This is a genomic window from Bradyrhizobium sp. SZCCHNS3002 (assembly GCF_032377435.1).
Lineage (GTDB): Bacteria > Pseudomonadota > Alphaproteobacteria > Rhizobiales > Xanthobacteraceae > Bradyrhizobium.
Genome location: NZ_JAUHHY010000003.1, coordinates 384,963 through 399,165, shown reverse-complemented (window position 1 = coordinate 399,165; position 14,203 = coordinate 384,963). Strand labels below are relative to the sequence as shown.

The 14,203-nt window shown below is 64.7% G+C and carries 11 protein-coding genes; 3 read left to right on the top strand and 8 right to left on the bottom strand.

Features of this window, described 5'->3' with window-relative positions; all coding sequences use genetic code 11:
• Positions 1-4: 4 nt before the first annotated feature.
• The 5 genes from QW845_RS09005 to QW845_RS08985 form a co-directional block, all read right to left on the bottom strand.
• Positions 5-841 (bottom strand): branched-chain amino acid ABC transporter permease, encoded by an 837-nt coding sequence (locus tag QW845_RS09005; RefSeq protein ID WP_315801235.1) that lies wholly within the window; start codon positions 839-841, stop codon positions 5-7.
• Between the two features lie 62 nt (positions 842-903).
• A complete protein-coding gene (locus QW845_RS09000; RefSeq protein WP_315801234.1) occupies positions 904-2,067 on the bottom strand; it encodes a substrate-binding protein in 1,164 nt (387 codons plus the stop codon).
• Between the two features lie 46 nt (positions 2,068-2,113).
• Positions 2,114-2,989 (bottom strand): nitrilase family protein, encoded by an 876-nt coding sequence (locus QW845_RS08995; RefSeq protein ID WP_315801233.1) that lies wholly within the window; start codon positions 2,987-2,989, stop codon positions 2,114-2,116.
• A 240-nt stretch (positions 2,990-3,229) separates the two neighbouring features.
• Positions 3,230-3,853, bottom strand: coding sequence for an ANTAR domain-containing response regulator (locus tag QW845_RS08990; RefSeq protein WP_315801232.1), 624 nt, complete (start codon positions 3,851-3,853; stop codon positions 3,230-3,232).
• Positions 3,854-3,867: 14 nt separating this feature from the next.
• Entirely contained in the window at positions 3,868-5,043 is a 1,176-nt protein-coding gene (locus QW845_RS08985) for a transporter substrate-binding domain-containing protein (protein ID WP_315801231.1), read from the bottom strand.
• A gap of 856 nt (positions 5,044-5,899) precedes the next feature.
• On the opposite strand from QW845_RS08985, the gene QW845_RS08980 reads away from it, so the two are divergent.
• The 3 genes from QW845_RS08980 (at position 5,900) to QW845_RS08970 (ending at position 9,799) form a co-directional block, all read left to right on the top strand.
• A complete protein-coding gene (locus tag QW845_RS08980; protein ID WP_315801230.1) occupies positions 5,900-6,616 on the top strand; it encodes a DUF6998 domain-containing protein in 717 nt (238 codons plus the stop codon).
• Positions 6,617-7,062: 446 nt separating this feature from the next.
• Positions 7,063-8,145 (top strand): AI-2E family transporter, encoded by a 1,083-nt coding sequence (locus QW845_RS08975; protein ID WP_315801229.1) that lies wholly within the window; start codon positions 7,063-7,065, stop codon positions 8,143-8,145.
• A 481-nt stretch (positions 8,146-8,626) separates the two neighbouring features.
• Positions 8,627-9,799: a fatty acid desaturase gene (locus tag QW845_RS08970; RefSeq protein WP_409997884.1), complete on the top strand. Its 1,173-nt coding sequence runs from the start codon at positions 8,627-8,629 to the stop codon at positions 9,797-9,799.
• Positions 9,800-9,901: 102 nt separating this feature from the next.
• Here QW845_RS08970 and QW845_RS08965 read toward each other — a convergent pair whose 3' ends face one another.
• The 3 genes from QW845_RS08965 to ilvD all read right to left on the bottom strand — a co-directional run bounded on the left by QW845_RS08965 (position 9,902) and on the right by ilvD (position 13,966).
• Positions 9,902-10,405 carry a hypothetical protein gene (locus QW845_RS08965; protein WP_315801228.1) on the bottom strand — a complete coding sequence of 168 codons (504 nt, stop codon included), beginning with the start codon at positions 10,403-10,405 and terminating at the stop codon, positions 9,902-9,904.
• Positions 10,406-10,819: 414 nt separating this feature from the next.
• Positions 10,820-11,785, bottom strand: coding sequence for an amidohydrolase family protein (locus QW845_RS08960; RefSeq protein ID WP_315801227.1), 966 nt, complete (start codon positions 11,783-11,785; stop codon positions 10,820-10,822).
• A 339-nt stretch (positions 11,786-12,124) separates the two neighbouring features.
• Positions 12,125-13,966 carry a dihydroxy-acid dehydratase gene (ilvD, locus tag QW845_RS08955; protein ID WP_315801226.1) on the bottom strand — a complete coding sequence of 614 codons (1,842 nt, stop codon included), beginning with the start codon at positions 13,964-13,966 and terminating at the stop codon, positions 12,125-12,127.
• Positions 13,967-14,203 lie beyond the last annotated feature (237 nt).

Below are 14,203 nucleotides of genomic sequence, written 5' to 3'. Positions count from 1 at the left end.
CGCATCAGGCACGGGCAAAACCCTCCGGGCGGATCCGCAGCACGACGGCGGCGCAGATCGCGATGGTGAGACCGCCGAGGATCGGATTGACGAAGGTCGAAACCAGGACCTGGAGAGTGCCGAGGACCGCGCAGGAGCCGGCCAGCGCCAGCAGCGAGCCGCCGGACACCATGACCAGCATGAACGCACCGATCAGCCAGGGCACGCCCATGTTCGGGTCGACGCTCGACAGCGGCGTGATCAGTGCGCCCGACAGCGCGGCGAGCCCGCTGCCGAGTGCGAAGGTGATCAGCCTGACCCGTGAGGAGTCGACGCCGAGGCCCTGCGCCAGCATCTCGTTCATGATCACGGCCTTGGTCGACAGACCAAGCCGCGTGCCGTTGAGAAGAGCGGTGAACAGCAGGCCGACGATGATGGCCGCGGCGATCATCACCAGCCGGTAGGCCGAATAATCGGCGCCGAACAGATGCACCGTTCCCGAGATCGGCGCTTGCACAAACTGCACCTCGCGGCCGAACATCAGCGTGATGAGCTGCCCGAGCACGATGCCGAGGCCCCAGGTGGCGAGGATCGCATCGAGCGGACGCTTGTAGAGCCGGCGGACGATCACGATCTCCGTCACGCCGCCGCAGACCGCGCCGGCGACGAAGGCGAGCGGCAGGATCAGAAACCACGGCAGGCCCAGTTGCGCGCCGACCAGGGCTGCATAAGCGCCCACGGTCAGGAAGGCGGCATGGGCGAAGTTGATGATCTTCATCACGCCGAACACGATCAGAAGGCCGGCGGCGATGATGAAGAGCATGGCGGCCGTCGTGACGGCATCGAGGGCGACGGTCAGCATGGTCATTCCCGGTCGAGAGGTTGCGGGGCGGACGCGCGTCCGCCCCGCGGGAGCATACGCGATCAGGACTTGCCCGGGCACTGCGCTCCGGGATCGACGTTCGCAAAGCTCTGGATCACCTTGACGCTGCCGTCGGCCTGGACCTGGCCGAGATACATCGTCAGCGGCGCATGGCGCTGCTTGTCCATCTTGATCGTGCCGCGCGGGCCGTCGACCGAGACCTCGGCCAGCGCCTTCAGCACCTTGTCCTGGTCGGTGCTGCCGGCCTTCTCGACCGCCGCCTTGTAGGCGTACACCGCCTCATACTCCGGAACCGACAGATCGTTCGGCGTCTTCAGCTCGGCACCAAACTTCTTGGCCATCGCCGCCAAAAAGGTCTTGTTGGGGGGGGTGTCGATGCCCGTGACGTACGAGGCCGACAGATAGATGCCGGCGGCATCAGCACCCATGCCCTTGGCGGTGCCCTCGTCGACGGCGAGGTTGCCGTAAGGCAGATTCACGCCGGCGGCGCGCAGTTGCTTGGTCAGGGTCACGTTCGGCGCGCCGCCCGCCGTCGAGGTGATCAGCGCGTCAGCCCCGGAAGTCTTGAGCTTGGAGATGATCGAGGTCCAGTCCGAGCCGTCCATCGGCAGATATTCCTCGCCGACCACCTTGCCGCCGGTCTTCTCGATGTAGCTCTTGGTGAAGCCGAGCATGCCGCGGCCGAAGGCGTAGTCGGAGCCGATCAGGAAATAGTTCTTCGCCTTCTTCTCCTTGTTGAAGTAGTCGACGATCGGCGGCACCTGCTGGTCCGGCACCCAGGCGTTGACATACAGATAGGGGCTGCAGGACTTGCCCTCGTAGAACGAGGTGTAGATGTAGGGCGTCTTGCCGCGGGCGACGATCGGCAGGCCGGCGTTGCGGGCCGCGCTGGTCTCCATCGAGATCAGCACGTTGACCTTCTTCTGAAAGATCAGCGCGTCGAATGCCTTCTGGGCGCCGGCCGCGCCCGAGGCGTCATCGGCGACCTCGAGCGCGAGCTTGCGGCCGAGCACGCCGCCCTTGGCGTTGATCTCCTCCACCGCGAGCTCGGCGGATTGCACCACCGACGGTGCAACGACGGAGTTGGCGCCCGACAGGCCGACGGGAACGCCGATCTTGATCGGATCGGCGGCCAGAGCAGGCGAGAGTGCCGTTCCCGCCGCAAGGGCGAGCGCCAGCGAGGTGGTGATCAAACGCGACGTCATCGATTGTCCTCCGTGAATGGTCGAGATGAAAATTGCCGTGGAGCAGTCAGTACCACCCCCGTTTGACCTCGCTGCCGAGCATCTCGTCATAGACATCGGAGCGGCGGTCGCGCAGGACCTGGTTGAAGGCGTTCCAGTTGCGGGCGCGGCGGGCCTCGCCGAGCGAGACGTCGGCGACCACGATCTCCTCCTTGTCCCGGCTCGCGGGACCGGCGACAGGCCAGCCGGTGTAGCTGACGATCAGGCTCTGACCCTCGAACGGCTGGCCGCGCTCGATGCCGACACGGTCGGCGCAGGCGATGAAGATCGAGTTGGAATGTGCGGCGGCCATGGCGAGAATGTTGGCCATCGCCTCGCGGCCCGGCGCCTGGCCGGGGATTGGCACCCAGTTGGTCGGCACGCAGACGATGTCGGCGCCCTGCAGCGCATTGAGACGATAGCTCTCCGGGAACCAGCCGTCGTAGCAGATCGCCATGCCGATGCGGCCGATCTCGGTGTGGTAGACGGGGAAGCCGAGATTGCCGGGCTCGAAATATAGGTTCTCCTCGTTCCACAGGTGCACCTTGCGGAACGTGCCGATATAGCCGTTCGGTCCGATCAGCACGGCGCTGTTGTAGAGCTTGGCGCCGTCGCGCTCGCAGATCCCTGCCACGAGATGCAGGCCGTGCTCGGCGGCGATCTCGCTCCAGGCGGTCACTGCGGGACCGCCTGGAATGGTCTCGGAGGCGGCGAAGGCCTCCTCGCGCGATTTGAATACGTAGCCGGAGGAGGCGAGCTCGGGGAGCACCACGAGCCTGGCGCCTTGCGCCACGGCCTGGTGAATCAGGTCGAGGCTGTGGGCGAGGTTGGTTGCCAACTCGCCGACCATCGGCTGCATCTGAATGCAGGCGATCCGCACTTTGCTGTCGTCATCCGTCGTCAAGGCACGAGTCTCCGTTGCGTTCGCGAGGGTCGCGCGCGCCAAACAAAAAGCCCCCGACTGCGCCTTGCGGCGCAATGCGAGGGCTGCATAGCCTGATGTGAAATGGCCGACCGGCCATTGGCGGACATCCGATGTCCGCGACGTCCTCAAGTAATTCCCATGCTTGATACGAAGTCAACGCCATCGGCTGCAAAAATTTCGGGCCGCGGCTGCCCAGCGCATGAGCGCGGAAACACCCGCTCAGCGCGAGGTCGGCGCATCCAGCACACCCAATCCGCCGAGCGTCTCCTGCGCATTGATGATCGAGATCGCGATATCCGCCATCGCGACGCGCTTCTGCGTCGCCTGGGCGCGGATCAGCTCATAGGCCTCGACCTCGCCGACCTGCTTCAGCCCCATCAGGATCTTCACCGCCTTGTCGACGTCGCGCCGCGCCTTCAAGGTCTCCTCCAGCTTCTGCACCTTGCCCTCGAGCCTGCGCGTGTAGCCGCGTAGCGAGCGCGCGAGCACCAGCGACGACAAGATGCCGAACGAGCGGATCGGCTTGTTGACGACGCCATGCGCGTTGCTGTCGAGCAGCCGCTTCAGGATGGTCGGATTCTCGTAGTCGACGATGGCGATGAAGGTGAGGGGATGCTCGCTGGTGCCTTCTGGAAAGATCATCTCCTCGGAGGTCTCGATCAGCTGGAACACGGTGTCGATGTCGTGCGGGATCGCGGCCGGCGGCGGCCACACGCCGCGCACGTTGCAGCCGATGCGCTTGAGCTGGTCGATCAGCGCATCGCCCTCGGCATCGCGCGGATGGATCACCAGCACGCGCGCGCCGCGCAGCTCCTCGATCAGCCGGCGCACCCCCGGCTTCATGCGGTCATCCGGTCTCATGCTGAGAGCGCCTCTTCGCTCAGCCAGCGGCCACCGATCGGCGAGACTGACAGATACGGGTCCGGCTTGATCGGGCTCTTGCTCTCCCAGACGATGTCGAACTGCCCGTCGGCGCGCACGCGCCCGATGCGCGGCGTGGTCCAGACGTGGTTGTTGTCGGGATCGATCCGCATCGGTCCCTCCGGCGCCTCCAGGCTGAGGCCGAGCGCGGCTTCGACCAGCTTCTGGGTATCGAGGCTGCCCGCCTGCGCCAACGCCAGCGCGAACAGCTTGATCTGCGCATAGGCCGAGGCGCTCCACATGCTGACCGGCTTGTCGGCGCCGAAGGCGGCCGCGAACGCCGCCTTGAAGCGGTCGTTGCTGTCGCGCGCGAGCGTGCCGAAATAGCTCGCCGCAGTGAGGTGGCCGGCGCAATATTCGGGACCGATGGCGCGGACCTCGCCCTCGGCCATCGTGAGACTGGCGATGGGCAGCCGCTTCGGGTCGAAGCCGGCCTGCGCATACATCCGATAGAAGCGCTGTGCGGTGCGGCCGACGATGGTCGAGAACACGACGTCGGGCGCGGCATCCCTGATGGCATCGAGGCCGCGCGAGAGCTCGGCATCGGTCGCCTCCATCGCCACATATTGCTCGCCGACGACGCGGCCGGCATAGGACTCGACGAGGTCGCGCATGATGCGGTTGGATTCGCGCGGATAGATGTAGTCCGAGCCGATCAGGTAGACCCGCGGCCCATGCTTGCGCACGATGTATTCGGCAAGCTGGAACGCGTTCTGGTTCGGCGCCGGCCCGGTGTAGATCACGTTCGGCGAATATTCAAAACCCTCGTAGAGCGAGGGATACCACAGCAGGCCGTTACGACGCTCGATCGCCGGCAGCACCGCCTTGCGCTCGGCCGAGGTCGAGCAGCCGAAGATGACGGAGGCGCCGTCCTCGGTCAGCAGCCGATCGGCGAGCTTGCGGAACGTCTCTGGCTGCGAGCCCGGATCATAGGCGATGACCTCGATCTCGCGGCCGAGCACGCCGCCATCCCGGTTGATCTCCTGGATCGCCAGCGCGGTGCCGAAGAAATGCTCGGACTCCGTGACCTCCATCAGGCCGCTGCGCGAGAACAGCACGCCGACGCGCCAGACATCCTTGTCGGATGATTTTGCGGTCGGTCTCGTCGTCATCATCATGCCTCCAGGTCGACGGGCCGGTCGCGCCGGCTCGGAAGCGCTGTTTATTGCGACTCATCGCGCGGTTGGCAACCGGGGCGGAGGCCGCAGACGAGGATCGGGATCAGGACGAGCCGCAGCATCGCCGCGACGCCCAGTGCGTCCGGGTCATGCGATAGGCGGGCCCTCGTGACATGATGAGGGCGCAGGGAATGCCGGGCGCTGGCCGCACCCATGGCCCGCCTGCAGAAAAAAAGCAGGCGGCAGTCACCACAGGTCAGCCGAGACATCCCGGCATTCCCTGCGCGGAGGTTTTAACGCTTATACGCGCTCTCCTCGGTGCACCGGGCTTGTTGGCCACCGTACGCGACGACGCGCTTCTCGCACGCTGCCGCGGGGACACCAGCTTCGGGGTGTCAGGACCACGCGACTTCACGTCCGCAAGTGCATCGTTCGTCCGCACATGATGCGCGCCGATGCCCTCACGTCCACCGCATTGCCGGCCCAACGTATCGTGACGACGCGTACGTCCCTCATCCGGACCGGAACGCGGGCAGCATACGCCTGATTTGCTGATTTTCGGAAGCGATTTATTTTTCGCAAATGCTCTTGAAATCGGCTTAGTCGCTGAGCTTATGGGCGAAATCCGCGCTTCGGCCTACGATCTGGCCGCCCAGCATTTGTCATTTCGGGGCAACCGCGCTGGCGGCTGACCCAGAAATCCACAACCACGAACTGCGGCCGTCGGGCGAGGTCGTCCCAAATTCGTTTTCGATGAACCGATTTGCCAGGGCGCGCTAACTTTCCTATTATCTAATTTTATCGAGTGTTGAGCGTCGCCTAGGTGCGAGCCGGAAGGTGCGAACTCACCATGGACGAGACACGGCCGACATTAAGTCAGGTTCAAATCATTCAATCGCTTGCGGAGGCGCTATCGTGGTTTGAGAAGGAATTGAACTGGGGCGTGGCTCCTGGGGAGCTGAATCATCTGACTGGAAGGATTGGCGAACTCTATGCCGCGATGATCAACCGCGGACAGATGGCTCTTGATACTAATCAGCGCGGCTACGATGTCGTTTCCGCACTCAATGAGCGTATTTCTGTCAAGACAGTCACCACATCAAATCATGTGTCATTTAATTCGACCACGTTTGATCAGGTTGACCGGATCATCATTTTGCGAGTGAATGTGGATGAAGAAAACGGCATTTCTGTTGAGGAGATTCTTGACGAAGCAGCCGATCTCGCCAGGGCAAGAATGCGCCCCATCGGATCAAAGTTGATTTACGCAATTCCGCAGTCATCCAACCGCCAACGGAGGCCGGTTGAGGAATTGCGGATAACTGCCCGCGCGCACTACTCGGATTTCGAAATTGTCAGATATGAGAGCGGCGCTATCGGTATTTTGCGAGACGGAGTTGCCCAGCCTATCGTTGTTAAGGAGTTCCTTAAGCCCATAGCCGCGGACGTCGGAGTCGAAATAGTCAATGCTCGCGGGGGAAGTAAGAACACTCGGGCTCTGGGAGCCGATGTAATCCGTGCCCTGAATGCCCGAGCAGGCTCTGGAACAAAGTTGAATGAGGCTTGATCGAGCAATGTTTACAGCGCGTCAGTTGGCCGAGGCTGGATCAGCTCGCAACTTTCTAACGAAATTGAATTTAGGTTTGCTCTCATTCCGGGGTAGCCGGGCCAGCGGCTGAGCCCGGAGTCAATATTCATGAACAGCAGTCGCAGGGCGAGGTAAGGGGCACACACAGTTCGCTTCCTCTCGATCGGTCGTGGCTATCGATTCCGGCCTCACGCTGTGCGCGCCCGACCGTGACGAGGCAGCAGGCGTCCCTGACACCGCGCGTGATATGGACTGCGACGCGATGATGGATGTCATGCAACGTGCCGCATCGATCTCGCGACCAGCTTGGAGCCCGAATGGCGCGTTCGCGCGTTGACCCCTGTTGGATTCGGCGATAGCCGACTCGCGATGCTCGAAAGACCACGGCACGCGTCCAGATGTCGCGGCCAGACTGGAAAGTTGACATGCGCAGCTTCGAAGACCGAGTTCTGTTGTTCCTGCTCGTGGTGATCACGCTGCTGCTCGGCTGGATCCTGCTGCCATTCTACCCCGCCGTGCTGTGGGGCGTCGTGGGGGCCATCGTGTTTTCTCCCCTCCACCGCCGATTGTCGCGGTCGATGCACGGCAGAGATGGGCTTGCCGCAGCCGTCGCCGTACTGCTGGTCGTCCTGATCGTCATTCTGCCGCTGTCGCTGATCGGGGCGGCGCTGGCGCAGCAGGCCTCCGGTGTCTACGGCCAGGCGCAGTCGGGCCAGTTGGACCTCGGGCAGTATTTCCAGAAGATGCTGGAGGCGCTTCCGACATGGGTGGTCGATCTCCTCAACCGTTTTGGACTCGGCAGCCTGGCCGGACTGAAGGACAGGCTGTCGGCCGGCCTGCTGAAAGGCAGCCAGATGATTGCGGGCCAGGCGCTGAACATCGGCCAAGGGACCTTCGAGTTCTTCGTCAATCTGTTCCTCATGCTGTATCTGCTGTTCTTCCTGCTTCGCGACCAGGAGGCGTTGTCGGCGCGTATCGCCAACGCCATTCCGCTGCGCGCGGAGCAGCGGCACGCGCTGCTGGGCAAGTTCACGGTCGTCATTCGCGCGACGGTGAAGGGCAATCTGGTCGTGGCGCTGGCGCAGGGCGCTCTGGGCGGTCTGATCTTCTGGTTCCTCGGCATCACCGCGCCGCTGCTATGGGCCGTCGTGATGGCGTTTCTGTCGCTGCTTCCGGCTGTCGGAGCAGGGCTGGTGTGGTTTCCGGTCGCGCTCTATCTGCTGGCCACCGGATCGGTCTGGCATGGCGTGATCCTGATCGCCTATGGCGCCCTGGTGATCGGGCTTGTCGACAATCTGCTGCGTCCCCTCCTGGTCGGCCAGGACACCAAGATGCCCGACTATGTCGTGCTGATCTCGACCCTCGGCGGGATCGAGGCGTTCGGTCTGAACGGCTTCATCATCGGGCCGGTCATCGCCGCAATGTTCATCGCGATCTGGAACATGTTCTCCGACGCGCGCGGCGATGGGGCGTTCGTGCACGACACCACGCAGGGTACTGGACGATGAGGCACGTCACGATGGGCCGATGACCGCCACCGTGAGGATGACTCGAATTCTGCTCCCGTCATTCCCGGGCAGAAGCGCCAGGGACCGGCCCGGATTCATGACCACCAAAAGGCCGTCATTGGCGGGATCATCGCTGCGCTCGTCTCATCTCGTGCAGTGGTGGCTACGAAGCCCGGGCCCACCCCGCAATAACCCGGAGAAAACAGCGCAGCGCCATATCGGCGCGGCAAACAAGAGGGAATTAACGGATCGTAATCCGCCATCTCCTAGCAATGCGGAGTCCGGCGGGTTACGTTGTACGATCTGTCCTGCGCGCTCTTGACCTCTCTCCTGCGGGCATGTCTCAGACTGCTCTTCCAGACCGGCTCATCGTCGGGCGCACGATGAATCATTTGGCTTCGACCCCCGGTTGAATCCGCGAAAGCTCTGGTTTCGAACGCCTGCGGCGGTCCGCAGGGGTCCATTTGGCCGCGGTCGCGCCATGCGCGATCGCCAAGAACACAAGGTGGAGACGACATTGCAGTTCGATCAGCCAGTCGCGATGGCGACTGTGCCGCCCAAGGACCGCGCCACGCTGCGCGCCGGCGACGACGAGGGCCGCGCGGCGGCCGACGCAAGGTACTGGATGCAGATTCTCAGCAGCTATCGCACGCCAAACCGCCTGCGCAGCGTGACCGAGCTGGTGATCACGGCCGTGCCGCTGGTGGCGCTGTGGACGGCCGCCTGGTTCGCGTTCTCGCTCGGCCATGCCTGGGCGTCGTTGCTCATCGCGATTCCTGCCGGCGCCTTTCTGGTGCGTCTGTTCATGATCCAGCACGATTGCGGCCACGGCACCTTCTTCGCCGGGCGTCAGGCGAACGACTGGGTCGGCCGCATCCTGGGCGTGCTGACCCTGACGCCTTACGACTGGTGGCGGCGCACGCATGCGATCCACCACGCCAGCAGCGGCAACCTCGACAGGCGCGGCATCGGCGATATCGATACGTTGACCGTGCGGGAATATCAGGCGCGGTCGACCTGGGCCCGGCTGCGCTACCGGCTTTACCGCCATCCCCTGGTCATGTTCGTGGCCGGTCCCGCTTACCTGTTCTTCCTGCAGCACCGTCTTCCGTTCGGTCTCATGCGGGCTGGCTGGTCGCCCTGGGTCAGCACGATGGCCACCAATCTCGGCATCGCCCTGGTGGTCGCCGGGCTGATGTGGCTGATCGGCATCCAGGCGTTCCTGGTCGTGCATCTCCCGATCATGCTGCTCGCCGCCATGGCTGGGGTGTGGCTGTTCTACGTCCAGCATCAGTTCGAGCACACCGTCTGGGAGCGGGGCGAGCGCTGGACGCAGCAGCAGGCTGCGCTCTACGGCAGCTCACATTACGACCTGCCGGCATGGCTGCACTGGCTCACCGCCAACATCGGCATCCACCACGTCCACCATCTCTCGAGCCGAATTCCCTATTACCGGCTGCCGGTCGTGCTGCGCGATCATCCCGAGCTGCGCGAGATCGGCCGCATCACGCTGCCCGAGAGCCTGCGCTGCGTCCGACTGGTGCTGTGGGACGAACAGCAGCGCCGGCTGGTGTCGTTCCGCGACGCCGGAGCGGAGGCCGGAGCATTGGAGCTTCGGACAACGACACCGAAGCTCGCTGGGTCACAGCCATAGTACGTAGATTAGGCAGGGGCGCGCGAGCGACCTGCCCACATACAAGTTCTGAGCCGGCGGGTTGAGCCGTCAGATGGAAACCCAGGCGCGACCGCGCGCGTCTCAGGCCGCGCCGCTTTGTTTGGCCGGTGCCTGTCGTTGGGCCGCCGACCAGGATGCGTGGAACCAGCCGCCGAGGCCCCAGGGGTGAGTCCGTTCCAACCAGATGAACGGTCCCATCGGCGTTTCAAACTTGCCGGGCTGGGGCCCGACCACACCCCGACCATGCAGCAACTCGCCCTGCCAGCCTTCGTTCTTGGAGCCTTCCGCGCCGACATGAAGCCGGTAGGCCCAGGGCTCGGTGTCCATGATGACGTTGCCCTGCGCCGTCTTCATCCAGGCAATGGTGTCGGCGTGGATCGCACCAAAGGGATGAAAAGGACGGTTCTCGGGGACGCCGACGAACACGCCGACGCCGGTCTTGACCGTCGCGCCGGCGGCGATCGTCACGGGCTCGCCCTTCTGATCGTACAGCACGCCGTGCCAGTTCTGCGATTTCGTGCCCGGCGCAGTGACGATGATCTGGTAGGCGAGGCGCGGCTCGTCGAGGAGCGGCTGTTGTGACATGATCGTCTCCCATCCATGCGGGCCGGACGTGACCGCCGGGACGCGTGCGGCCCTATGCTGACACAGTATCGGCACGGCGCTAGATCGGGCGTTGACCTGAATCAACCATCACGAGTTGAATGCAATTTCAGATTGAGTAAAAGGCTGGTGCGGAGTGTCAGCGGACGCGCCGTGCCCACCGCCCGTCGGTCGTAGTAATCGGCCTCATAGTAGGACGGCAGGCACGCATCTGCCTTTACTCTGTCGAGCGAAGGCAGATGCTTTCTCCGTCCTGCGGGCTAAAGGCTCAATCCCTCACCACGCGCACGGCGCCCTTCGCGGCGCTTGAGGCGAACGCGGCGTAGGCCTTCAGCGCGGCGTAGCATCGTGCGGCGGGTTACGCTGCGCTACCCCCCCTACGGACTAACAACGCCATCAAAACCCGTACAACTGCGCCGGATTATCGACCAGGATCTTCTTGCGGACCGCGGCGTCTGGCGCCCAGACCGGGAGCTGGTTCATCAGGCGGCCGTCGTCGATGGGATAGAAGGGCCTGATATCCGTGACCTTCAGTTCGGGATGCGGCGACGAATCCGGGTGGGGCCAGTCGGTGCCCCAGACGATGCGGTCGGGGTTGGCTTCGATCAGGGCCTTCGCGAACGGGATCACATCGGTGTAGTCGGGACCGCGGGTCGAGGCGCGATAGGCGCCGGAGATCTTCACATAGGCCTTGCCGCTGCGGACGAGCTCGACCAGATCGGCAAAGCCCGGCTGCCCGAGGCCGAGATCGGCCTGCGCCCCGCCGAAATGGTCGAACACGGCCGTCACGGGCGATTGCATCACGAGGTCCTTGATCGCCGCGATCATCGCCGTGTTGGTGTAGAGCTGGACGTGCCAGCCGCGCGCCTTCATGCGCTCGACGGCGGCCTGGAAGCGGGCGCGGCCGACAGCGGGATCGTTGATGCCGCCGGTCGCGAGGTTGAGGCGGATGCCGCGGAAGCCCTCGGCATTCATCTGATCGAGCTGCGCCTCGGTGGTCTTGTCGTCGATCACGGCGACGCCGCGGGCGTCGTTGCCCCTGGCCTTCATGCCGTACAGCGTTGCGGAATTGTCGGTGCCGTAGACGCTCGGCGTCACGATGACCACGCGCTGGATATGCAGCGTCTTGTGCAGGGTCGCCATCTCTTCCGGTGAGGCGGGCTCGGGCGTGTAGACACGATTGGCCGCGAACGGAAACTTCTCGGGATCGCCGTGGATGTGGGTATGGCAGTCGCAGGCGCCGGGCGGCACGTCGAAATCGACTGGCGTGGAAGGCTGCGCGGGCTTGGCGCGGGCGGCTGTCGTGGTCATCGTCACTCCGGCGGCCAACGAGGCGAGCAGCAGGCTGCGGCGGTTCAACATGGCGGTGCCTCCACGGATCGGCGCATGTGTTGCAGCTGACGCGCTCGTTGTGGAGCACGAGCGTGAACCTGTTCGCGCGAGGGGGCAAGAGCGAACTGGGCGAGCGTTGCCAAGCCATCCGGAGTGCCGTCCGTGGCCGCTGGAACGCGTCGCTGCGCTCGCGATGACGGAGTGCGTGGAGGGTGCGATGCTTGCCACAACCGTCATTGCGAGCGCAGCGAAGCAATCCAGGACCAGGAGGACGGTCTGAGTTGTGGCCTAGCGTCTCGTAAAGATGAAATTACTGCAAGGCGAGGGCGGCAGCGCCGAGCCGATTGGGCCGGCGCTGCCGCCGCTCTCTCAGTCCTTCACGATGCGCACCGCGCCCTTGGCGGCGCTGCTCGCGAACGCGGCGTAGGCCTTCAGCGCGGTCGAGACCTTGCGGGCGCGGGTCTTCGGCTTCCAGGCCTTGTCGCCCTTGGCCTCCATTGCGGCGCGGCGCTGCGCGAGCTCGGCATCCGAGACCGCCAGATGAATGGTGCGGTTCGGAATGTCGATCTCGATGCGGTCACCTTCCTGCACCAGGCCGATCAGGCCGCCCTCGGCGGCTTCCGGCGAGACGTGGCCGATCGACAGCCCCGAGGTGCCGCCGGAGAAGCGGCCGTCGGTGATCAGTGCACAGGCCTTGCCGAGGCCTTTCGACTTCAGATAGCTGGTCGGATACAGCATCTCCTGCATGCCCGGGCCGCCGCGCGGGCCTTCGTAGATGATGACGACGATGTCGCCGGCCTTGATCTTGTTGGTAAGGATCGCTTCGACCGCGGCGTCCTGGCTCTCCATGACGCGCGCAGGACCCGAGAACTTCAGGATCGAGGCATCGACGCCCGCAGTCTTCACGATGCAGCCGTCGCGCGCGATGTTGCCGGTCAGCACGGCCAAGCCGCCATCCTTGGAATAGGCATGCGCGAGGTCGCGGATGCAGCCCTTTTCGCGGTCGAGATCGAGCTCCTGGTAGCGGCGGTCCTGGCTGAACGCCACCTGCGTCGGCACGCCGCCGGGCGCGGCCATGTAGAAGTTCTTGACGCTCTCGCTGGACGTCTGGCGGATGTCCCAGCGCTCCAGCGCCGCCGCGAGCGACGCCGAATGCACGCTCGGCAGCTCCGTGTGCAGCAGGCCGGCGCGGGCGAGCTCGCCGAGGATGCCCATCACGCCGCCGGCGCGGTGCACGTCCTCCATGTGCACGTCGGCCACGGCGGGCGCGACCTTGCACAGGCAGGGGACCTTGCGCGACAGGCGATCGATGTCGGTCATGGTGAAGGGGATCTCGCCCTCATGCGCGGCGGCGAGCAGATGCAGCACGGTGTTGGTCGAGCCGCCCATCGCGATGTCCATGCTCATCGCGTTCTCGAACGCCTTGAAGTTGGCGATCGACCGCGGCAGCACCGACGCATCGTCCTGCTCGTAGTAGCGGCGGGCGAGGTCGACGATCAGATGGCCGGCCTCGACGAACAGGCCGCGGCGGTCGGCATGTGTCGCCAGCACCGAGCCGTTGCCGGGCAGCGACAGGCCGAGCGCCTCGGTCAGGCAGTTCATCGAGTTCGCCGTGAACATGCCGGAGCAGGAGCCGCAGGTCGGGCAGGCCGAGCGCTCCATCACCTCGACGTCGGCATCGGACACCTTGTCGTCGGCGGCCACGATCATCGCGTCGATCAGATCGACCTTGCGCAGCTTGCCTTCGATGTTGACCTTGCCGGCCTCCATCGGTCCGCCCGAGACGAACACCGCGGGGATGTTGAGGCGCATCGCGGCCATCAGCATGCCGGGCGTGATCTTGTCGCAATTGGAGATGCAGACCATCGCGTCGGCGCAGTGCGCGTTGACCATGTATTCGACGCTGTCGGCAATCAGCTCGCGCGAGGGCAGGCTGTAGAGCATGCCGTCATGGCCCATCGCGATGCCGTCGTCGACGGCGATCGTGTTGAACTCCTTGGCGACGCCGCCGGCCTTCTCGATCTCGCGGGCGACCAGCTGGCCGAGGTCCTTGAGGTGGACGTGGCCGGGCACGAACTGGGTGAAGGAGTTGACGACGGCGATGATCGGCTTGCCGAAATCCTCGTTGGTCATGCCGGTGGCGCGCCACAGGCCGCGGGCGCCGGCCATGTTGCGGCCATGGGTGGAGGTGCGGGAGCGATAGGCGGGCATGGCGGTTCCTCGGAGGCAATGTTGGTCCGGAGAGGCAGGGACCCTCCGGACAGACGGCAATGGACGCGGCGAGGCATACAGCGAAGTGCTTGACGATTCGACCCTAAATTTCGCTGTTCCGGGATGCCCTGCGGGCAGGGCCGGCGCCCTCGCGCCGCTCCCGCAGGTCGCCGCCGGGCTCGGTCACGCGTTTGTGGCTACGTCGGGAACAGGAAGGTCGCTTAGATTAGAACGGTA